Source organism: Dactylosporangium siamense, from assembly GCF_016862795.1.
In the GTDB taxonomy this organism is placed as follows: domain Bacteria; phylum Actinomycetota; class Actinomycetes; order Mycobacteriales; family Micromonosporaceae; genus Dactylosporangium; species Dactylosporangium siamense.
Map to the genome: position 1 here is coordinate 198,308 of NZ_BONQ01000050.1, position 18,851 is coordinate 217,158.

17 protein-coding genes and 1 tRNA gene are annotated in these 18,851 nt (G+C 72.6%); 6 read left to right on the plus strand and 12 right to left on the minus strand.

Annotated features, from left to right (window positions below):
- Positions 1–9 precede the first annotated feature (9 nt).
- Complete coding sequence (locus Dsi01nite_RS16750; RefSeq protein ID WP_203847070.1) at positions 10–2,766, minus strand: helix-turn-helix transcriptional regulator; 2,757 nt, start codon at positions 2,764–2,766, stop codon at positions 10–12.
- 121 nt (positions 2,767–2,887) lie between these two features.
- On the opposite strand from Dsi01nite_RS16750, the gene Dsi01nite_RS16755 reads away from it, so the two are divergent.
- Positions 2,888–4,390 carry a hypothetical protein gene (locus tag Dsi01nite_RS16755; protein WP_203847071.1) on the plus strand — a complete coding sequence of 501 codons (1,503 nt, stop codon included), beginning with the start codon at positions 2,888–2,890 and terminating at the stop codon, positions 4,388–4,390.
- Here the strand turns inward: Dsi01nite_RS16755 and Dsi01nite_RS16760 are convergent.
- The 8 genes from Dsi01nite_RS16760 to Dsi01nite_RS16795 form a co-directional block, all read right to left on the minus strand.
- Positions 4,387–4,692 carry a hypothetical protein gene (locus tag Dsi01nite_RS16760; RefSeq protein ID WP_203847072.1) on the minus strand — a complete coding sequence of 102 codons (306 nt, stop codon included), beginning with the start codon at positions 4,690–4,692 and terminating at the stop codon, positions 4,387–4,389. The two genes, Dsi01nite_RS16755 and Dsi01nite_RS16760, sit on opposite strands and share 4 nt — an antisense overlap.
- Before the next feature lie 15 nt (positions 4,693–4,707).
- Positions 4,708–5,625, minus strand: coding sequence for a hypothetical protein (locus Dsi01nite_RS16765; protein ID WP_203847073.1), 918 nt, complete (start codon positions 5,623–5,625; stop codon positions 4,708–4,710).
- Positions 5,622–6,707 (minus strand): hypothetical protein, encoded by a 1,086-nt coding sequence (locus Dsi01nite_RS16770; RefSeq protein ID WP_203847074.1) that lies wholly within the window; start codon positions 6,705–6,707, stop codon positions 5,622–5,624. Before Dsi01nite_RS16770 ends, Dsi01nite_RS16765 begins: the two co-directional genes overlap by 4 nt.
- A complete protein-coding gene (locus tag Dsi01nite_RS16775) occupies positions 6,704–7,705 on the minus strand; it encodes a hypothetical protein (RefSeq protein WP_203847075.1) in 1,002 nt (333 codons plus the stop codon). Before Dsi01nite_RS16775 ends, Dsi01nite_RS16770 begins: the two co-directional genes overlap by 4 nt.
- Positions 7,702–9,129, minus strand: a complete 1,428-nt coding sequence (locus tag Dsi01nite_RS16780) for a hypothetical protein (protein WP_203847076.1) — start codon at positions 9,127–9,129, stop codon at positions 7,702–7,704. Before Dsi01nite_RS16780 ends, Dsi01nite_RS16775 begins: the two co-directional genes overlap by 4 nt.
- Before the next feature lie 201 nt (positions 9,130–9,330).
- Positions 9,331–10,617 (minus strand): hypothetical protein, encoded by a 1,287-nt coding sequence (locus Dsi01nite_RS16785; RefSeq protein WP_203847077.1) that lies wholly within the window; start codon positions 10,615–10,617, stop codon positions 9,331–9,333.
- Positions 10,610–11,149 carry a SigE family RNA polymerase sigma factor gene (locus tag Dsi01nite_RS16790; RefSeq protein WP_203847078.1) on the minus strand — a complete coding sequence of 180 codons (540 nt, stop codon included), beginning with the start codon at positions 11,147–11,149 and terminating at the stop codon, positions 10,610–10,612. Before Dsi01nite_RS16790 ends, Dsi01nite_RS16785 begins: the two co-directional genes overlap by 8 nt.
- 275 nt (positions 11,150–11,424) lie before the next feature.
- Complete coding sequence (locus Dsi01nite_RS16795; protein WP_203847079.1) at positions 11,425–12,087, minus strand: hypothetical protein; 663 nt, start codon at positions 12,085–12,087, stop codon at positions 11,425–11,427.
- Positions 12,088–12,408: 321 nt separating this feature from the next.
- Here Dsi01nite_RS16795 and Dsi01nite_RS16800 point away from each other — a divergent pair, with 321 nt between their 5' ends.
- From Dsi01nite_RS16800 to Dsi01nite_RS16820, 5 genes are all read left to right on the plus strand, one after another.
- The gene (locus Dsi01nite_RS16800; protein WP_203847080.1) at positions 12,409–12,921 is read left to right on the plus strand and encodes a hypothetical protein; all 513 of its coding nucleotides are present in this window, start codon (positions 12,409–12,411) and stop codon (positions 12,919–12,921) included.
- Between the two features lie 25 nt (positions 12,922–12,946).
- Entirely contained in the window at positions 12,947–13,615 is a 669-nt protein-coding gene (locus tag Dsi01nite_RS16805) for a hypothetical protein (protein WP_203847081.1), read from the plus strand.
- Between the two features lie 57 nt (positions 13,616–13,672).
- Positions 13,673–14,641, plus strand: a complete 969-nt coding sequence (locus Dsi01nite_RS16810; protein ID WP_239135938.1) for an alpha/beta fold hydrolase — start codon at positions 13,673–13,675, stop codon at positions 14,639–14,641.
- Between the two features lie 241 nt (positions 14,642–14,882).
- Positions 14,883–16,079: an FAD-dependent monooxygenase gene (locus tag Dsi01nite_RS16815; RefSeq protein WP_239135939.1), complete on the plus strand. Its 1,197-nt coding sequence runs from the start codon at positions 14,883–14,885 to the stop codon at positions 16,077–16,079.
- 117 nt (positions 16,080–16,196) lie between these two features.
- Positions 16,197–16,808, plus strand: a complete 612-nt coding sequence (locus tag Dsi01nite_RS16820) for a hypothetical protein (RefSeq protein WP_203847083.1) — start codon at positions 16,197–16,199, stop codon at positions 16,806–16,808.
- A gap of 240 nt (positions 16,809–17,048) precedes the next feature.
- On the opposite strand, the gene Dsi01nite_RS16825 is transcribed toward Dsi01nite_RS16820, so the two are convergent.
- The 3 genes from Dsi01nite_RS16825 to Dsi01nite_RS58890 all read right to left on the minus strand — a co-directional run bounded on the left by Dsi01nite_RS16825 (position 17,049) and on the right by Dsi01nite_RS58890 (position 18,847).
- Positions 17,049–18,617: an ankyrin repeat domain-containing protein gene (locus Dsi01nite_RS16825; RefSeq protein ID WP_203847084.1), complete on the minus strand. Its 1,569-nt coding sequence runs from the start codon at positions 18,615–18,617 to the stop codon at positions 17,049–17,051.
- Positions 18,618–18,636: 19 nt separating this feature from the next.
- Positions 18,637–18,709 (minus strand) — tRNA-Arg (locus Dsi01nite_RS16830).
- 48 nt (positions 18,710–18,757) lie between these two features.
- Positions 18,758–18,847, minus strand: a complete 90-nt coding sequence (locus Dsi01nite_RS58890) for an AraC family transcriptional regulator (protein ID WP_203847085.1) — start codon at positions 18,845–18,847, stop codon at positions 18,758–18,760.
- Between the last annotated feature and the right edge of the window lie 4 nt (positions 18,848–18,851).

Genomic DNA, 18,851 nt, shown 5'->3' on the forward strand with positions numbered 1-18,851 from the left:
AGGTTCCCGTCAGCCCGTCCGGTCCTGGCGGTCGATCGCGGCGGCGGCGAGCTGGGTGCGGTTGGTGGTGTCGAGTTTGGTGAAGATGTGCGAGAGGTGCGTCTTCACGGTGCCGCGGCTCATGAGCAGGCGGGCACCGATCTGCGGGTTGGTGCAGCCCTCGGCGACGAGACGGACGACTTCGAGCTCGGTCGGCGTGAGGCTGGACCAGCCGGTGGCTGGGCGGCCCCGGCGGCCGCGGGACCGTCGGGCGTACTCGACGGCCTGGTCGAGTGTGAGCCGCGCGCCCTCGGCCGCCGCCCGGTCGAACGCGGTCGCTCCGAGCGCCCGGCGGAGCTCGGCGGTGGCGCTGTCGTGCGCCCGCTGCGGGTCGGCCCCGCGCGGCAGGCCGAGGTCCCTGCGGGCCGACCCGGCCGCGGCCAGGATGCGCACGTCGTCGGGCGTCGGGTGGACGGCCGCACCGAGGCGGGCGAGCGCTTCGAGGCTGTCGAGCTGGGCGGCGCGCAGCCGATGGTCGACGCGGATGGTCAAGGCCGCGTGGTGCAGCTCGACCGCTCGGGTGGTTCCGTCCGGGCCGCGGGCGGCGAGTTCGGCCTGCGCGGCGTACGCCTCCGCCAGCGGGCCGGGCAGGCCCAGGCGCCGAGCGACCTCCACCGCCCGGTCGAGCACCGGCACCGCCTCGTCGGGACGGCCGGCGGCGGTGAGGGCCGCGCCGAGCCGGGGCAGCGCCCGGCCCGCGAGCCAGGTCGCGGTGCCCCGGTCGGTGGAGCGGACGGCGCGGCGCAGGGAGTCGACGGCAGCCGCCGGGTCGTCCCTCGCCAGCACCGCCATGGCGTGGTCGAGACCGGGGATGAACAACTCCTCCTCGGCGCCCTCGACCAGCCGCAGCACCGGGTCGAGCACCGCCGCGGCGCCGGCCGGGTCGCCGGTCAGCGCCGTGACCTGAGCGAGCACCGAGCGGGCCACCCCGACCCGCAGGTAGTCGCCGAGGGGTTCGGCGAGCCGCAGCGCCTCCGTGGCCAGTGCCAGCGCACGGACGGGATCGCCGCCGGCGAGGGCCCCGTCCGCCTGATACGTCAGCACCGCGGACAGCACCCCCCGGTGGTGTCGCAGGCACTGCCGGACGGTGTCGTCGATGACCGCTTCGGCCTCCGCGTGCCGGTCGCGCAGGTGCAGGATCATCGCCTGCAGCGCCCGCGCGCCGCCGAGCACGAACGTGTTCCCACCCACCCGTGCGGCGGTGTGGGCCTGCTCGCACAGGTGCCAGGCCTCGTCGAAGTCGGTGTAGAAGGCACCGACCGCCAGCAGGTTCAGGCACAGCGCGCGCAGCCCTTCGTCGCCGACGTCGGTCGCCAGCTCGACCGCTCGCGCGGCGGCTTCGTGCTCGACGTCCAGCGGGCCGGCCGTGTCGGCGACGAGGGCGAGGCCGGTCATGAGGCGGGCCTGCAGCCGGGAGCGTTCATCCGGTCCGCGGTCGATCGCCCGGCGCAGCAGGCCGATGCCCTCGCGGCCGCGCCGATCGAGGTGCCACAGCCAGGCCAATGACGCCGCCAGTTGCCGGCCCGCCCGGGGGTCCTCGGCCGCGAGGCCCCATTCCAGCGCCGCGCGGAGGTTGTCGTATTCGAGCAGCAGCGCCCGCCGCCACCCGTCGACGTCGGGCTCCCGGTCCGCCTCCGCGGTCTCGACGAACAGCAGGAACCAGGCGAGGTGCCGTTCGCGCAGCGCGGTGTCCTCCTCCGCCTCGACCAGGCGGGCCGCGGCGAAGGCACGGATCGTCTCCAGCAGCCGGTAGCGTGACTCGTGGCCCCGTACGTCGGCCACCACCAGCGACTTGTCCACCAGCCGGCCGAGCGCCGGCAGGACCTCGGCGGCGCCGACCGTTCCTCCGGCGCAGAGCGTCCGCGCCGCGGCAAGGCCGAACGTCCCGGCGAACACGGCGAGCCGGCGGAACACGACCCGGTCGGTCTCGTCCAGCAGCGCGTAACTCCAGTCGATGGATCCGGCCAGGGTGCGCTGCCGCCGCTGCGCGTTACGGGGACCGCGGACGAGCAACGCGAACCGGTCGTCCAGGCCCGCCTCCACCTGCCGGGGGGTGAGGGTCCGCAGCCACGCCGCGGCCAGTTCCAGCGCCAGCGGGATCCCGTCCAGGTGCGCCGCGATGGAGCGGATGGCCACCGTGTTGGACTCGTCGAGCGCGAATGAGGGCTGCACGAGGCGGGCGCGATCGACGAACAGCGACAGCGCGTCCGCGTCGGACAGGGGTGGCACCCCCAGCACGGCCTCACCCGGCACGCCCAGCGGCTCCCGGCTGGTGACCAGGACGCTGACCTGTGCGCAGCCCTGCAGCACGGCCTCGACGGTGCTCGCCACCGCGTCGAGCAGGTGCTCGGCGTTGTCGAGGCACAGCAGCGACCGCCACGCGGCCAGGTGGGTGCGCAGGGCGTGCGCGCGCCCACCGACGAACGGCGCGCCGACGGCCTCGGCGACGGTCTCCGTCACCGCCGTGCCGTCACTCACCGTGGCGAGGTCGACCCACCAGACACCGTCCGGGTACCGATCGGACCGGTCGGCGGCGACCTGCGCGGCCAGCCGTGTCTTGCCCGCACCGCCCGGCCCGGTCAGGGTCACCAGGCGGTGGCGCTCCAGCAGCCCGGCCGCGGCTTCGATCTCCGTGTGGCGCCCGACGAACGACGTCAACGGCGCCACGAGATTGCCCGGCACCCGGGCGGGGGATGCGACCGTGGGCTCGCCTGTGCTGCCGCGCATGGGCTCCACAATGCCCGGGGAGCCGGCCACCACCTGACGCGGCATCGGCCACCTGGCAGATGTTCCGCGGTGGCGCGCCGGGAAGGCTGCAGCGCAGACACCACTGCACCGGAGGATGACCATGACGAACGGACCGCTCGCCGTCTCCACCCGCAACCCGCGCTATTTCACCCCGACCTCAGGGCCCGACGCCGGCCGTGCCGTCTACCTGACCGGGTCGCACATCTGGAACAGCCTGCACGACGGCATGGGCCCCGGCCCCGACGGCCCGGACGAGCCGGAGCGCCTGGACTTCGACGCCTACCTGCGGTTCCTGACCGAACGGGGGCACAACTTCATCCGGCTCTGGCGCTGGGAACACGTCCGGTCCCAGGCCGCGGGCGGCAACTACCACCTGAACATGTCGCCGCAGCCGTGGGCGCGGACCGGGCCGGGCACCGCGAAGGACGGTAAGCCCCGCTTCGACCTGGAGCGGCTCGACGACGGCTTCTTCCAGCGGCTCCGCGAGCGGGTCACCGCGGCCGGGGAGGTGGGCATGTACGTGGGCGTCATGCTGTTCGACGGCTGGGCCCTGCACCTCAGCCCGCCGCCGGACCACATCGAGGGCCACCCGTTCCACGCCGGCAACAACATCAACGGCGTGTCCGCGAGCTCGATCAACGACCTGCAGGTCCTGCCGCTCGACCCGCGGGTCCGGTCCCTGCAGGAGGCGTACGTCCACAAGGTCGTCGACACCCTCCACGACCTGCCCAACGTGCTCTGGGAGGTGTCCAACGAGTCGTGCGGCGGGGGCGCGGTGACCGATGAGTTCGCGGCGTTCCTGGGCATGGACACGGCACCGTCGTGGGGAGACTCGACCGGCTGGCAGTACTGGGTCATCGACACGGTCAAGCGGCACGAGGCGGCGCGTGGATACGACGTACACCCGATCGGGATGACCATGCAGTTCCCGGTGCCGGAGCAGACCAAGGTGAACGACCCGCTGCTGGGCAGCCGGGCTGAGTGGATCTCGCCGGGTTACGACGACGAGGTCTTCGCGGGCGGCGGCCACCCGATGGCGGGCGGCGCCCCGCCGTCGCGCTGGTACACCGATCCACCGGTCGCCGACGGCGCCAAGGTGGTCCTCACCGACACCGACCACTACGCCCCGGGGCACGGCGACGCCCTGTGGGCGTGGAAGTCGTTCCTGCGCGGCCACCACCCCGTCCTCATGGACTACGGCCTCATCGCCGGGTTCGCGCCCGCCGCCGAGTCCGCCGCCGACACCGGCGTGCCGCCGTTCGCCCACTACGAGCCCGCGCGATGGGCCATGGGCGACACCCTGCGATACGCGCGGCGCATGGAGCTGATCGACGCGGCTCCGCGGCGCGATCTCGCCTCGACCGGGTATGCCCTGGCGAACCCCGGCTCGGAGTACCTCGTGCTGGCGCCGGACGGCGACGGCCGGGCGTTCACCGTCGACCTGCGGGCCGGCGAATACCAGGTCGAATGGTTCGACGTCACCACCCGGGAAACGGCACCTGGTGACGTGCTGCGCGTCGAGTCGGCGCGCTCGGTCGAGCTCACCTCGCCGTTCCCGCCCGGGCCCGTCGTGGTGTACCTGCGAGGTCGTCAGGGACGCTAGGAGGCGCCGATGCGGGAGCCATCGGGGGCGTAGACGTAGCCGTCGGAGCTGTACCAGCAGCCTGCCACGCCGTTGTAGTCGCCGTAGTAGCCGCCGGAGCCGAAGTGGGGCTCGACGGCCGGGGCACCGCCCGGGTGGTCCAGGCCCAGGCCGTGGTCCGGGACCGGGACCGGGTCGGCCCAGCCGGCCACGTGCTGGGGTGTGCCGAAGGCGTCCGGGGTCGGGTCGGCCCAGCCGGCCGAGTGATCGTGTGCGCCGAAGGAGTCCGGGTTGGTGAAGCCGGCCGGCAGGGAGTCGTCCATGCGGTGCCTCCGAGGTCAGATGAGCGACCCGTCGCCCGGCGGGTTGCCGGTCGGGCGGGTGCGGAACAGTTCCGGGTTCAGCGGAGCCTGATCGTCGGGATGGGACGGGACCACGGCCGGTGGCCGGCTCGACCGGGAGCACGGCCACCGCGACTTCGTCTCGCGCCAGGCCTTCTGGAACCGCGACTCGTTGGTGACGTCCGCCGACTCGTCGGTGACGTCCGCCGTGCTGTCCGCGTGCACCGGAGCCGCCACCGGCAGCAACTCCGCCGGCGGCGGCACCGGAAGGTCGAACCGGTCGACCGCCGTGCGCAGGCAGGCGTGCGTGGCGGTGGCGAGGTCGACCTGTTCCACAGTGGACAGGCCGACCACCGCCGTGAACGGTGTGGTGGTCCCGGACGCCGCCGACCACAGCGGCGCGCGCTCGGCCCACGGAAACACCCGGACATGGTCGGTGTCGCGCCACAGGTCGGTGCCGTCGTGCGGGACCACGGCCGGCCACGGCGGCGGCCCGAACCGCGAGTCGCGCGGCTGCTGCACGGCCAGGCCGACGGCCGTCCACACGTCGCGCACCCACCGGTCGAGCTCGGCGCCGGCCCACTCCGCCAGGTGCTGCTCCAGCAGGTCCAGCGGCGGGGCCGGCGCGGCCGGGTCGTCGCTCACCCAGCCGACCACCGCCGACAGCGGGCGACCGCCGTTGTCGTAGCCCAGGTCCTCGCGGACCTCGCTGACCCGGAACCCGGCCGCGATCACGCGGGTGCCGTCGAGCACCGCCTGGGTGTAGCGCGGTGGCGCGTCACGGATGTTGCTCCCGGCACCCAACGTCGCGGAGACCAGGGCGGCGTACCGGTGCGGGCGGTCCTGCGGCGGCACGGCGCGCCACCACCAGTCGCCGTGCAGCAGCCGGCAGTAGACGAACGGCGCCCAGCTCACTGCACGTCCGCGGAGGAGGAGGAGGAGGAGGAGGAGGAGGAGGCGAAGTCGAGCACCGTGCCGTCCTGGATCAGCGGCAGGTGCCCGATCTGCTCGCCGAGATCCTGGTATCGGCTGGTGTCGACCGCGAGCTGCTCCCGCAGCACGGCCAGCTTGGCGGCCGCCGCGCGGGTCGCCGCGGCGAACGCGTCCTCCTTGGCCACCGTCCGGAAGAACTTGGCCCCATAGCTCTTCTCCGCCTGTTCCGCCTGGGTGAACGTGCGCTGCGCCTGCTCGACGGCCCGCGCGGTCTCCGCGTTGGCCACGCCGAGCCGGTGCAGCAGCGTGAACGCGATGGGTTGCATGAGGTTGTTCGGCGCCACGCTCGGCGCCTGCACCTGCCGGGCGTCGGCGGTCCCGAAGTACCCCAGCCGCACCGGGCAGATCATCGCGCTGATGTGCTTCTGGAACGCCAGCGGGAACAGCAGCCGCACATCCTCGACGATCTCCTTGAACAGCACGTCGCCGGGCTGGCCCTGGAACCGTGGCCGGAGCAGGTCGGCCTTCGTCAGCAGGACCACGACCGACGGGGGTTTCGCGCCCTCGGCGCGGCGGCGGCCGATCTCGCGCTGCAGGTGGGTGCTGATCGCGGCGATCTTCGTGCTCATGAGGACCTGGGCCCGGTTCTCCGGAGTGATCCGCTTCGTGAGGTGCTCGCAGCTGATGACGGCGTAGACGCTGTGCGCGGCCCGCAGCTGGGCGCGCATCCGGATCACGTCCGGGTCCTCGTCGTCCGACGTGAGCAGGGCGCCGCCGCGGTAGTCGAGCATGTCGAAGTTCAGCCACGGGTCGATGCCGGCGTTGAGCACGAACGGGTACTCGAACGAGGCGCCCTCGCGCGTGGTCTCCGGGAACGTGCCGTTGGTGTTGAGCTCCTCCCACTCTGCGAGCAGCTGCAGGTCGAGCTTGCGGTCCCGGCAGTACAGGAAGAAGCCGTTCATGAGACCGGCGGCCAACGTCGCGTACATGCCCTGCAGGTAGCTCGACTTGCCACTGTTGGTGGTGCCCAGCAGGGCCACCTTGAGATCCGGGATCTCGGTCATCGGTCTGCCTCTTTCTGCCGGGACGGACCAGGCCCGGGCGCGTCGTGGACTACGGCATCCAGTGCCTGGTCGAGGCGTTCGACCAACGCCCAGGCGTGGTGGTGCTGCTCCTGCGCGGCCGTCTCGGCGGCCGCCGCGGCCTCGGCGAGGTTGCGCCGCCTGCGGGCCGCGGCGTAGGCGACGGCGCCGGCCGCGACCAGGCCGACGGGCGTGCTGAGCAGCGCCACCCCGGCGGCGGTGGCCAGCAGCGCGGGGTGGACCGGCAGCTTCGCGCCGCCGCCGGCCGCCGGTTCGGTCGGTGCCGGATCCGCGGGGGTGAGCCAGTGGCGCAGCGCCCAGAGCAGCCCGGCCGCCACCCGGGTCCGGCCGGCCTCGTCAAGCCTGCCGCGGTGCGGCTCGACCGTCACGACCAGCGCGGCGACGCGACGGTCACCGGCCACGCCGGTGAGGAAAGGGCGCAGCCGTTCGACGGCACCGCCCGGCACGGCCGCGTCGGACGACGCGAGCACGAACGTCACCGGAACGCCCGCCCCGGCCGGGCGGCCGGCGAGCGCGTGCTGCAGGTTGACGAGCACGGGCCGCAGGTAGGTGACCCCGCCCGGACCGGCCAGGCGCGCGGCGTCGAGGCAGACGAGGTATCCGTCCGCGGACCGCAGCCGCTGCTCCACCTCGTCGGCCGGGGACAGCAGGTCCGCCTCGGTGAGGGTGTCGCGGGTCAGGGACAGCTCGGCGGTGCCGTCCACGGCGAACACGGTGGTGCCGGTCACCGCGCCCGGGCGCAGCGCGAGACCGGAGATCCCGTCGGTCAGGGCGGCGAACGCGGCGCCGGCGCCCGGACCGGCGTCGAGCACCGCCAGGCGGCAGGCGGGCAGCTTCCGCTCGGCGGACGCGGCTGCGGAGGCGGCGGCGACCGCGACGATCGCCTGCTTGGTGAACCCGAGCAGCGCCGCGCCGAGCGGCCCGAGCTCGGGCCGGCCCGCGTTGTCGGAGGACGTCACAGCAGGGACCGGCCGTCGGGGAGGTAGTGGTGGTTGGTCGCCTCCAGCGCGGGCTGCCCGGGATCGAGGACCGCGACGGCGGCCGCGGCGTCGGCGGCGTCGAGGGCGCCGCTGCCGGCGAGGGCCTCCGCGAGCTCGACGAACCACCGGATGTGGTGCTGGGCGGCCCCGACCCGTGCGGCCGCGGCGAGTTCGACGAGGGAGCGGCCGGGCTCGTCGCGCACCTGGTCGAGGTCCGCGAACGCGGCCGGCGACAGCAGCGCCAGGGCCCGGCGCAGCTGGACCGCGGCGCCGGCGGGGTCGCCGGCGTCCAACCTCCGGCGCGCGCTGTGCAGCACGTGGAAGGCCGGGTCCGCCATGGCGTTCAGCGACAGGCCGCCGTCGACCCGCCGGCGGTCGCCGACGATCCCGGCGGCCCGGGCCACGTCGTCGAGCTGCTCGGCGTACCCCCACGAATTGATCAGGTGGTAACAGTCGATGGCGGTGACCGCGCACAGGACGGCGGCGCGGCTGGCGAGCTCGTGGTTGAGGTCGACCAGCGTGCGTGGGTCGCTCGGGTTGGGCAGCTGGAACGTGTCGGCGGTCGGCGACGTCGCGTTGAGCCGGGACAGTTCCTCCGGGGTCCACCAGGCGGCGTCGGGGAATCGCAACGGCAGCACGCCGCCGGCGTCGGTGACGGGCTGAGTGGAGCCGGGCACCAGGTTGCAGCCGCCGATGCGGATCTCCAGCCGCTCCTTCGCCAGCATCGGCTCGAGGATGATCACCGGCAGGGTGCGCAGGTCCGACTGGTACAGGTCGCTGTGCGGCCAGCGGAAGTGCCGGTCGGCGACCTTCACCGACACGAGTCCGGCCCGTTGGAACGCCTGCAGGTCCGCCTCGATCCGGGCGATGAGCCCGCTCCACGGCTGCGGCCCGCCGTCGCCCGGCGCTGGGGGCACCAGCAGCAGCACCGGCGGCATGGCCACCGGGTCGGGATACACCAACCGCATGCTGCTGCCGAAGTGGCCGGGGCCCTCGCGGAACGGATACGTGTCCAGCCGCAGCCGCTCCCGCATCAGTGCGAGCTGATGGTTGGCCTTCTGCTCCTCGAGGTCGCGCTGGTGGCTGAACGCCGACTCCTGCAACTCCTTGCTGTGCTCGCGCGCCGCCTGCGCCTCCAACTGCTGCGACTCGGCGTGCAACTGGGCGATCTCCAGCTGCAGTTTGCGTGCCTTGCTCGCGTTGTACAGGTTGCCGGCGGTGGACGCCACCGAAGCGGCCGCCTGCAGGCCCCCCACGCCGCGGTTGGCGCGCTGCTGCTCGAGCTGCTTGTGCATGTTGTCGGCCTGGGCCTGCAGCTGCTGCGTGCTCTGCCTGCGCTGCCACACCTGGTTGAAGAAGTTGCCGACCAAGCTGATGATCGAGATCGCTTCCATGACCGCCATCGGGCCCGTTCCCCCTACACACAGTGGTGCACAGCCGTGTGCCAAGCGTGAGGTTGATCTCTCGGCGCAGTCAACGGCGGTCCATGAAAGCGGGCCGCCCGACGGCGGACTCGGCCCGTCCGGTGGGGTCCCACTCCACCGGACGCCGAGGCCACTCCGACATCCGCTCAGAACAGCCAGCGGGCGCGGTGCCAGGTGGAGTCATGGTTGGAAATATTCGCCGTTCCAGGTGTATCGCAGCTCCTGCACCGCACCGCCGCCCGCGGGGGCGAACTGCAGGGTCAGCGTGCCGGCCTCGGACGTCCAGCCGGACAGGCTCATGCCCGCCGGCGGCAGGACGGCGTCGACGGCGATGAACGAGCCGTCGGTCTGCGGGTCGAGGACCGCGGCGAAGGTGCGGCCCGGGTGCGTGCCGTCCCGGCCGCAGGTGATCGCCGCCAGGAGGCGGCGCCGGCCGTCGCCGTCGAGGTCCACCAGGTGCCGCAGGTGGTCCGGGGCGGCGGGCTGCAGGACGTCCCAGCCGGCGGCGCGACCGTCGGCGTCGAACCGGACGGTGGCGGCCGGGCAGCCGGTCAGCCCGGCGACCCTGGTGAGGTCGACCGCGGGCCCGGTGCCACCGGCGGCCGGCACCATGCCGGGCTGCCCGGAGTCCGCGACCTCGGTGAACGCCTGGCCGTTCCACCGGTACGCGTGGGCCTCGCCGAGCCGGTACCCCCAGTTCACGTACACCGGTTTCACGTCGGTGACGAGCAGCCCACCGGCGACCCAGTGGTCGGAGAACAGCCCGCCGCGCGGGCCGGCCCAGCCGAGCGCGCGCAGGGTCGTGCCGTCGCGGCGCACGGCGAGCAGCTCGCCCTGGCCGTCGCCGGAGTCCTCCTCGGACTGCCAGCACGCCGCGTAGACGAACGCCTCGGCCTGGCCGTCGCCGGTGACGTCACCGTAGGAGATCCGGTCCGCCCGCAGGGTCACCCGCGGCCACGTGGTGGGGCCGACCGTGGCGGCGTCGTCGCCCTTGAACGGCGCCGTGCGGAAGGTGACCGGACCGGACGGGCAGCCCTGGTGGGTGGGGAACGTGATGGTCGCGGTCCGCCATTGCACGCCGGCCCAGTTCGCCGGTACCGGCGGCGTCTGCCTGGCCTGGACCGGCTTGCTCGGCCGGGGGGCGGCGGTCGGGGCGATGGACGGCGTCGGCGTCAGGGAGCCGCCCGGCACCGGCGGGTGCGTCGGTGCGGCGCCGTTCCAGAGGATGCCCCCACCGACGAGGGTTGCCGCGACCACCGCGGCGGCGAGGAGTGCGGTGGCGGTCCGTCTGGTGCGCAGGCGACGCTCACCGCGGTCCCGCAGGCGCGCCGCGGCCGGGGGCGCGACGGTCCGGCGGACGTCCGTCCGCAGCCGGGACAGCGCGGCGGACAGTTCGACGTTTTCGACGTTCTCGACGTTTGCGGCATCTTCGGTGTCTTCGGTGTCTTCGGTATCGAAGTCAGTCATGGTAGGTCACCTCCTCGGTGGACTGGGCGAGCTCGGCGGCGAGGGTCGCGCGGCCCCGGTGCAGCCACGACTTGACGGTGCCGACGGCGGCGTCCATCTCCCGGGCGACGTCGGCGACCGGCAGGTCGATCAGGTGGTGCAGGACGACGGCCCGGCGCTGGTCGGCCGGCAGCCGCCGCAGCGCCGTGACGAGCGCGACGTGGTCCGGGTCCAGCGGCGGGACGTCGACGGTGCGTTCCCGGCCCCAGTGCGCCCGCGCCACCCGGCCGCGCCGCCACCGCGACGTGGCCAGGTTCGCCGCGACCCGGCGGATCCAGGCGAGCGGGTCGTCGTACCGTGCCACGTCGCCCCAGCGTTGCCAGGCCCGGCAGAACGCCTCCTGGGCGAGGTCCTGCGCTTCGGCGAGGTCACCGACGAGCGCGTAGACCATGGCGACGACGTCGCCGTACCGCGCGTTGTAGAGCGCGTCGAAGTCGGCCGCGGCGGGCGGCCCGTGGGTGGCGCGGCGGTCGTGCTCTCCGGATCCGGGCATGTCACATCACACGCTATTCCCGTCGATCCGGTTGCGGCGTCACGGCCAACCGGACTGTCGGGCAGCCGACCGCGCTCGTCGTGGCGGGTGGGCGGCCGGCCGCGGCAGTCGTGGCAGTCGCGGCAGGGGAGAGCGGCCGGGTCGGTCGTGGCGGCTGCGGCGGGCCGGGCGGTCAGCCTGCGGCGTCGGTCGTAGCAGTTGCGGCAGGAGCGGGCGGCCGGCGGCGTAGGTCGTGGCGGTTGCGGCGGTTGCGGCGGTTGCGGTGGGGTGGGCGGTCAGCCGGCGACGTCGGTCGTGGCGGTTGCGGTGGCGCGGCGGGGTGGGCGGTCGGTCAGGCGGCCGCTCCGGTCGTGGCGGATGGTGAGCACGACCGTGGTCAGCAGCACGAGCTCGCCGAGGTTGCCCAGCCACGGCACCGCGAATCCGGCGGCGGCCGCGCCGAACATTGCGACCGCCCCGGCGAACAGCCACGGCCACCCGTCGCGCCGCCACAGCACGACACCGACGCCGATGAGCACGAGGATCGCGACGACCGCGGGCACCGGCGGACCGGCCGCGGCGTCGTTGACGTAGCGCAGGGTGTCGGCGTACCGCTCGGGCACCAGCCGCAGCCGCGCGATGTCCGTGAAGATGCCCAACGCGACCAGCACGGCGGTGAGCCCGGCGGCGGCGGTCATCAGCCGGCGCCCGGCGCGGGCCAGGATCGCGCCGGCGACGATGAGCAACGGCGTGAAGAGCGCGTGCCCGACGAACCGCCCGGCGTTGAGCCCCTCCAGGAGGTCACCCTCGCCGATCGGGCGCCCGAGCGCGATCACGCCGTTGTCGTAGACCAGGGCTCCCGCGACGACCGTGACGATCCAGGCCCGCAGCCGCGCCGCGGCCAACCCGACCCCGAGCACCCCGACCGCCAGCACCGCGAAGATGACGGACACCATCACCGGCCCACCGTTTCACTGATAGAAACACAGTTCCACTGATGGCAACGTACGGGTCCCCGGCACGCCGGTCAATCACCGCACGGTCACAGTCGACTACGCTGGGGCACCCGCACGGAGTGGCCTTGCGCGTTCGCGACCTTGCGCCAGGTGCAGGTCAGCCGGAGCGGTCAGATCACCGAGCGGATCACCAGGGCCGTCGACCAGCTCAGCGGCGCCCGGATGGGCGGCGCCGAGGCTGGTACCCGGCTATCGAGCCATCTTGCGAGACGCGATCGGCGAAGTTACTGGGTCGGATGACCGGCATGGCCGATAGTGGTCACCGTGACCGATCTTGAGCGCCAGGTCAGCCGGGTATGGAGCGCCGATGTCCGCCGGCTGATTGATGAGGCGACGCGCTGCTACAACGCTGGCGCCATCCGGGCCTCGATCGTCGCCACGTGGACGGCGGTCATCGCTGACATCATCGACAAGGTCATCGAGTTGGCTGACGGTGGGGATGCCGACGCACAGAGGTTCCGAGCAACCGTCGAGAACGCCCGCGATCTTGGCATAACCACGGCTGGTGTACAGGCGATGCAGAAGATCGAGGACGGGTTGCTCGCCCTGGCTCAGCGGTTCGAACTGGTCGACTCCGTTGCTGCCCGGGAGTTGGAGCGCATCCGGGAAGACCGCAACCTGTGTGTCCATCCACCACTGCGCCGCCACGGAGAGACCTACGACCCGCGACCCGAAGTCGCACGGGCCCACCTGGCCGTTGCACTGACCACGCTGCTGGTGCATCCACCAACCCAGGGCCGACGTGTCGTCGAGGACTTTTGCCGGCCGCGACCGTGAACTGGTGCGCCGCACGCTACAGGGCGTGTACTTGCGGTTCCAAGCCCTGACTGCGCCGGTGCAACTGCGTGCGGTTGCCCGGCTGGGCGATCAGGACTTCTTTTGGGACGTCATTGAGCCATCGCTGACGGATCAGCTTGACGCGACGCTGTCGTCAGTGAGCGTGCCGAGTGCGTCGACGTCTCTCACAACAGAAGTGGCAAAGCTGTTGTCTCTGGTACGCCATCCTGGTGTTCGCTCCCGTATGCCCGTCCTGGAAGCGTCGTACAACAAGCTCGGATTGCCGCACCGTGCCGCTATCGCTGCTGCGGCTCCCGATCCGCATTTCCTGCCCGTGACGATCGAGGCGATGCAGACCGCTGGTGACTGGAGAGTCGCAGAACAGCTCTGCGAACTCCTGGTCGTGCCGTATGGACCGCTGATGTCTGCCGAAGTCCTGCGTGCAGTGCTGGAGGGCTGGTCGAGCAATTCCAAGTGTCGGGCCGCATCCCGGATGCCGAAGCTGGCTGTCGTGCTATATGCAGCCACCGCACATCTGGGTCTGGCGCGGCACCCACTCTGGCAACAGTTCGTCCGCGATGCGCGTGCTCGCGCCGAAGCCGATGACCTTCCGTACTACAGCTACGACGGTGTTGAGCAGGCGATCGTTACCGACGGCGGTGCGCCGATCGGAGAGTTTGGCGCCCGGTTCTGAGCGTGTGTGAGGACCCGCAGGGGTGCCTCGCCCTCACTTCATTATCCCATGTTGTCGATGTTCGACGACAACCGGCAGGGACTTGTCGCTGATCCGGCTACCGCTACGGTGCGCGGCATGCTTACTGGTGACGAGAAGTTTGTTGGTTCTGGGCGGGTGCGGCTGTGGACACAGCGTTTCGGCCGGCCCGCTGATCCCACCGTTCTGCTGGTCATGGGCACCTCCACCCAGGGCATTGGCTGGCCCGACGAACTGGTGGAATCGGTCGTGGACAGCGGTCGGCAGGTGATCAGGTTCGATCATCGCGACACTGGCCGTTCCGGCTCCGTCGATTTCACAACGCATCCCTACGCGCTCGCCGACATGGCAGCCGACACGGCCGCCGTCCTGGACGGTTACGACGTCACAGCCGCGCACATCGTTGGAACGTCGCTGGGGGCGGCGATCGGACAGTGGCTGGCTGTGCACCGGGCGGACCGGGTGCGCACGCTGATCGCGATGGCATCGTCTCCGATGGGCAACAACCCCGGACCGGCGTGGGCCCGGGCCATGGCGGGTCAACCGGCCGCGGCCGACGAGCTCCCGCCTCCGGATGCACGGTTCCTCGAGCATGTGCTGGCCTCGGTGAAGGCGCCTCGGAGGACCGCCCAGCAGCGCATGGACGCCGACGTTCAGACCTGGCGAGTGCTCAACGGCGATGCCCTGCCCTTCGATGAACCTGCCGCCCGGCGGTTCGTCGAACACTGCTACGCCCGGGCCGGCAACATCGCTGCCGCCTCGAACCACGATCTCGCCGGACGGCGCTGGGACGACGGCCGGCGGGCCTCCTTGTCCTCCATCACCGCGCCGACCCTGGTTCTGCACGGCAGCGATGACCCGCTGTTGCCCCCAGCTCACGGTGCGGCCCTCGCGGCACAGGTCCCAGCGGCGCACCTGGAGATCGTGCCTGGCATGGGCCACCACCCGTTCTTCTCGCCAGGGCTCACCGCGCGGATCGCCGACGTGATTGTCCACCACACAGCCTGATCCAAGGACGGCTGCGACGGCTGGCCGATGAAATGGGGTCGAGGCCACGTCGGTCGGCACGAGCTTGTCGCACGCGTTGATCGCCTCGCCCCACGACGCCAGGGTGCGATCTCGCGTCGCCACTCCAGGGAGACCGACGTGGCGGCTGGTCACCGGCCGGTCGGTGCCGTGAGCGCCGGTATGATCCGGACAGTGATCCGGACAGGTGAGCGGGGGCGCTGTGAGCAGCATCAGGGTGTTGGTGACAGGGGCGAGTATCGCAGGGCCCGCACTGGCCCACTGGCTGCACCGGCGGGGGGCCGAGGTGACCGTGGTGGAGCGGGCCCCCGAGTTGCGTCCCGGTGGCCAGGCGGTGGACGCGCGCGGGGTGACCAAGGACGTCATCGGGCGGATGGGGCTGGACGCGGCGGTGCGTGCGGCGCGCACCGAAACCGCAGGCGCCTACACGGTGGACGTGGACGGGACCGTGCTGGAGACCTTCCGGGCGGACGATCACGGCGGTGACGGATACATTGCCGACATCGAGATCCTGCGCGGAGATCTGTCCCGAGTGCTCTACGACGACACCCGAGACGCTGTCGACTACGTCTTCGGCGACCGGATCGCCGAGCTTACCCAGGACGTGGACGGGGTCGACGTGGCCTTCGCAGGCGGCGACCGGCGGCGCTTCGACCTGGTGATCGGGGCGGACGGGCTGCACTCGGCGCTGCGAGCGATGGTCTTCGGGCCGCACGAGCGGTTCGTCCGCCACCTGGGGCTCGTCCTGGCCTTCTACAGCGTGCCGAACGAGTTCGGGTTGGACCGCTGGTTGATCGAGTGCCAGCACAAGGAGTCCGGACGCACCGCACTGCTGCGGCCCATACAGGACGCCACCCGGGCGATGGCGATGTTCTCCTTCCCCGCGGCCACGTTCGACGTCGACTACCGGGACGTCGCGGCCCAGAAGCGGCTGTTGCGGGAGCGGATGGCAGGCTTCGGCTGGTTGACTCCGCAGCTCCTCGCACACCTGGACGACACCCCGGACTTCTACCTCGACCAGGTCGGCCAGGTCGTCATGGACCGCTGGTGCAGCGGTCGGGTGGGAGTGTTCGGAGACGCGGCGTTCAGCTCGTCGCCGATGTCCGGGCAGGGCACCGGGCTGGCCCTGGTCGGCGCCTACCTGCTGGCCGGAGAGTTGGCCGCGGCCGGCTGGGACCCGGAGGCGGGGTTCGCCGCGTTCGACGGGCGGATGCGCTCGTTCGTCGAGGCGAACCAGGAGATCGGCAGGATGCATGTGCAGAGCCTCGACGCCCCGGCGCCGGACGCCGAACCCATCGCGGAGCCTGACATGGAGGCGCTCACCGATCTGGTCGGGCGCGCGATCAACGGCGTCGAGCTGCCTGACTACGCGGAGCTGCCGGATTCCCGGGCCGCGGCCGGACCGCGGTCGTCTCTGTAGGTGGACGGGGCCAGGTCTTGGTGATGACTCCTGCGGCGCGGGTCGGGCGACGGTGTTGGGTTGGGGCCGCCCGGTGCGGGCGTGCCCGCGCCTGGTGACGACGGGTAGGAGCCGGCGGTGGAGCTGGTCGAGCACGTCATTTCGCGGACGGATGCCGCCTACCAGCGATGGTTGGCGTCGGTCACCGACGACGTCGTCGCCGGCGGGGTGGTCGTGTACTGCCTGGAATCGTTGCCGGAGCGCAACACGACCTACGAAATCGGCGAGTGGCTCACGGGCTACCTCATGATCGGCCAGGAAGGCGATCGGGGGTTCTTCCTCAAGTGCGACGATGACGGCGGCCCGGTGTTCCGGGGCGACCTGGGCGGTCTCGGCGAAGTCGACCTCGATGTTGTTGCCCCCGAGTTCGAGGTGTGGCTGCGTTCCGGTTTCGCGCTGCCGGCCGACCCGGAGCCGGACCTGCCGCCGACCGCCGACGTCTATGTGGCCGGGATTCCGGTCGATGGGGTTCAGCTGCTGGTGCGGGCGAGGAAGCTGCTGGGTGTGGATTGGCGGTTCGGGGATCTCCGGGGCCTGCTCGCCGCCCAACCATTCCTGGCGGTGAGGTCAGCTCATCTGTACGCACTGCGCCGCGCCCTGGAATACGCCCCTGAGTTGCGGCCGTACGTGTTCTACACCACCGACCACGGCCTGGAAGCGGTCTGGCCGGGCAGCCCAGAAGACCGGTGACCGGCCGCGCGGAGCCCGCAGACGCCCTCACGGCGCACCGCGCACTTCCAAGGCCGCACCACCCCGGGCCGCCGCCTGAAGCGGGTACGCGGTGGTGCGCCACGAGTACCGGGCCGACAACTATGCGATGCGACGCCTCGACGAGCGCGGTGAACATCGTGACGTGCACCGATGCCGGCGACGGCACGACCGTCCTCGCCGAGCGCGTCACCGACAACAGCCGGGCCCGCACCGGCAGGGTCAGGCGGAAGCGACGAACGCGAGGTCCTGCCACTGCTGGCGGGACCTCGCGACGGACGCGGGGTAGGAACCGTGGACCGTCTCGGCACGCGGGTCGGCACCCTCGGCGAGCAGGCGGCGCATCAGCTCGGGCGGGCCGCCGTTCATCACGGCGAGGTAGAGCGGGGTGCGGCCGATGTGATCGCGGGCGTCGACCGGTACCCCCGCGGCGAGGAGCAACGGCAGCACCCTGGTGAAGTCGACCCACATCGCCAGGTGCAGCAGCGACCAGCCGTTCGCGTCGCGCACGTGCGGGTCGATCACGCCGCGGTCGAGGCCGTCGAGGAGCCAGTCGGTGTCGCCGTGCTGCATGCGGTGCTTGAGCTCGCGGACCTGGGCGGCGAGGGCGTGCGGCAGCCGGCCCTTGCCCGTGGTCCAGGTCGCCTGGGTCGCGTAGCAGCCGGAGCTGGTGCCGCCGAGTGTCCGCAGCATCCGCTCCCGCAACTGCTCCTCCTCGTCGTGGTCGGGCAGTCGCAACGCGCCGCCGGTGACCTCGACCCGGTGCCAGGCGCCCTGGCAGCGCACCCGTGCCGGCGATCCGGGCGCCGCCGGGACCGGGGCGCCCTGCGCGGCCACGGACGACGGGAACAGCGCGTCCCTCACCAGCGGGTGCAGGTCGCCGGGGCGCTGGTGGCCCGCCGCGATGAGCGCCAGGTCCGGCGGCACCGAGCCGGTCAGGATCCGGGTCGGGATCTCGAGGTACTCGCTGACGTCGTGCGCCTCGGCGGTCAGGTCGTGGACCGTCACCGCGAGGGACGCGCCGTACAGGGTGCTGACCTGCCCGACGCCGAACGCGGCCGCGGCGGCCCGGGCCTCGTCGGCGACCCCGACCGGCAGCGTCGGCGGCCCCGACGGGCGTTGCAGCGCCTCGGGGTCGACCGCGGACACGTCGATGCCGCACCGGCGCCACGCCCCGACCAGGTCGCCCTCCGTGAGAATCCGCCAGGTCTGTTCGGTTTCGGCTGCGGCGTCGGTACCCCCACCGAACGCCTCCGGCGGCAACGGCCGCCCATCGGGCGTGAGGAACGGCATCCGGTCGGCGGAACCTCCCCACGCGGCCCGGACGGCAGCGGCCTCCCGCACGTCCCAGGTGTAGCGTGGCGCGACGTACCAGCGCTCGTGCTCGATGTCGGCGAGTGTCGCCACGGTGAGCTGCAACCGCTGCGGCCCGGTCGGCGACTTCGGCAGCCGCACCCGCAGCAGCGGGGCCAGGTCCGCCCCGGCCCGGGGCGCGAGGATCGCGCTCACCATCGGCTGCAGCGTGCTCATCCCGCCGCGGTGCCGGGGCAGGTGCCACCACAGCAGGTCCACGCTGAGGTGGCGAAGGTCGTCCTGCAGCGCCTCGAGCGCCGCGGCGTCGAACCGGCCCGGGTCGAAGCGCACGTCGACGTCGCACCGGGCCAGGGCGGCGGCGCCGGCCCAGTCACCGGCCGCGCGGGCGGCGGCGGCCGCGTCCACCACGTCGCGGGGCAGCGACTCGGCCCGGATCCGGCGCCATTGCGGCAGGTCGGGACGCAAGACGGTGAGCACCTCCGCACGACTTGGGGCGGCAGGCCGACCGGATTCGAACCGGCGTCCTCCAGCTTCGCAAGGTGGCGTGACGACCTCTGCACTACGGCCTACCGCAGGCGAGCGTAGGACATCGCGTGGCGGCGCCGCCGCCGGGGCCGTCAGTTCGGCCCGCGCTGCCAGTTGTGCGGGCTCATCCCGTACACCTTCCGAAAAGGGCGAGCGAAGTGCCGCGGGTTGGCGAACCCCACGGCC

Excerpts from the sequence above, each read along its gene's own strand:
- Dsi01nite_RS16750 (WP_203847070.1), bottom strand. The coding sequence starts at position 2,766 with ATGCGCGGCAGCACAGGCGAGCCCACGGTCGCATCCCCCGCCCGGGTG.
- Dsi01nite_RS16755 (WP_203847071.1), top strand. The coding sequence starts at position 2,888 with ATGACGAACGGACCGCTCGCCGTCTCCACCCGCAACCCGCGCTATTTC.
- Dsi01nite_RS16760 (WP_203847072.1), bottom strand. The coding sequence starts at position 4,692 with ATGGACGACTCCCTGCCGGCCGGCTTCACCAACCCGGACTCCTTCGGC.
- Dsi01nite_RS16770 (WP_203847074.1), bottom strand. The coding sequence starts at position 6,707 with ATGACCGAGATCCCGGATCTCAAGGTGGCCCTGCTGGGCACCACCAAC.
- Dsi01nite_RS16780 (WP_203847076.1), bottom strand. The coding sequence starts at position 9,129 with ATGGCGGTCATGGAAGCGATCTCGATCATCAGCTTGGTCGGCAACTTC.
- Dsi01nite_RS16785 (WP_203847077.1), bottom strand. The coding sequence starts at position 10,617 with ATGACTGACTTCGATACCGAAGACACCGAAGACACCGAAGATGCCGCA.
- Dsi01nite_RS16790 (WP_203847078.1), bottom strand. The coding sequence starts at position 11,149 with ATGCCCGGATCCGGAGAGCACGACCGCCGCGCCACCCACGGGCCGCCC.
- Dsi01nite_RS16810 (WP_239135938.1), top strand. The coding sequence starts at position 13,673 with ATGTTCGACGACAACCGGCAGGGACTTGTCGCTGATCCGGCTACCGCT.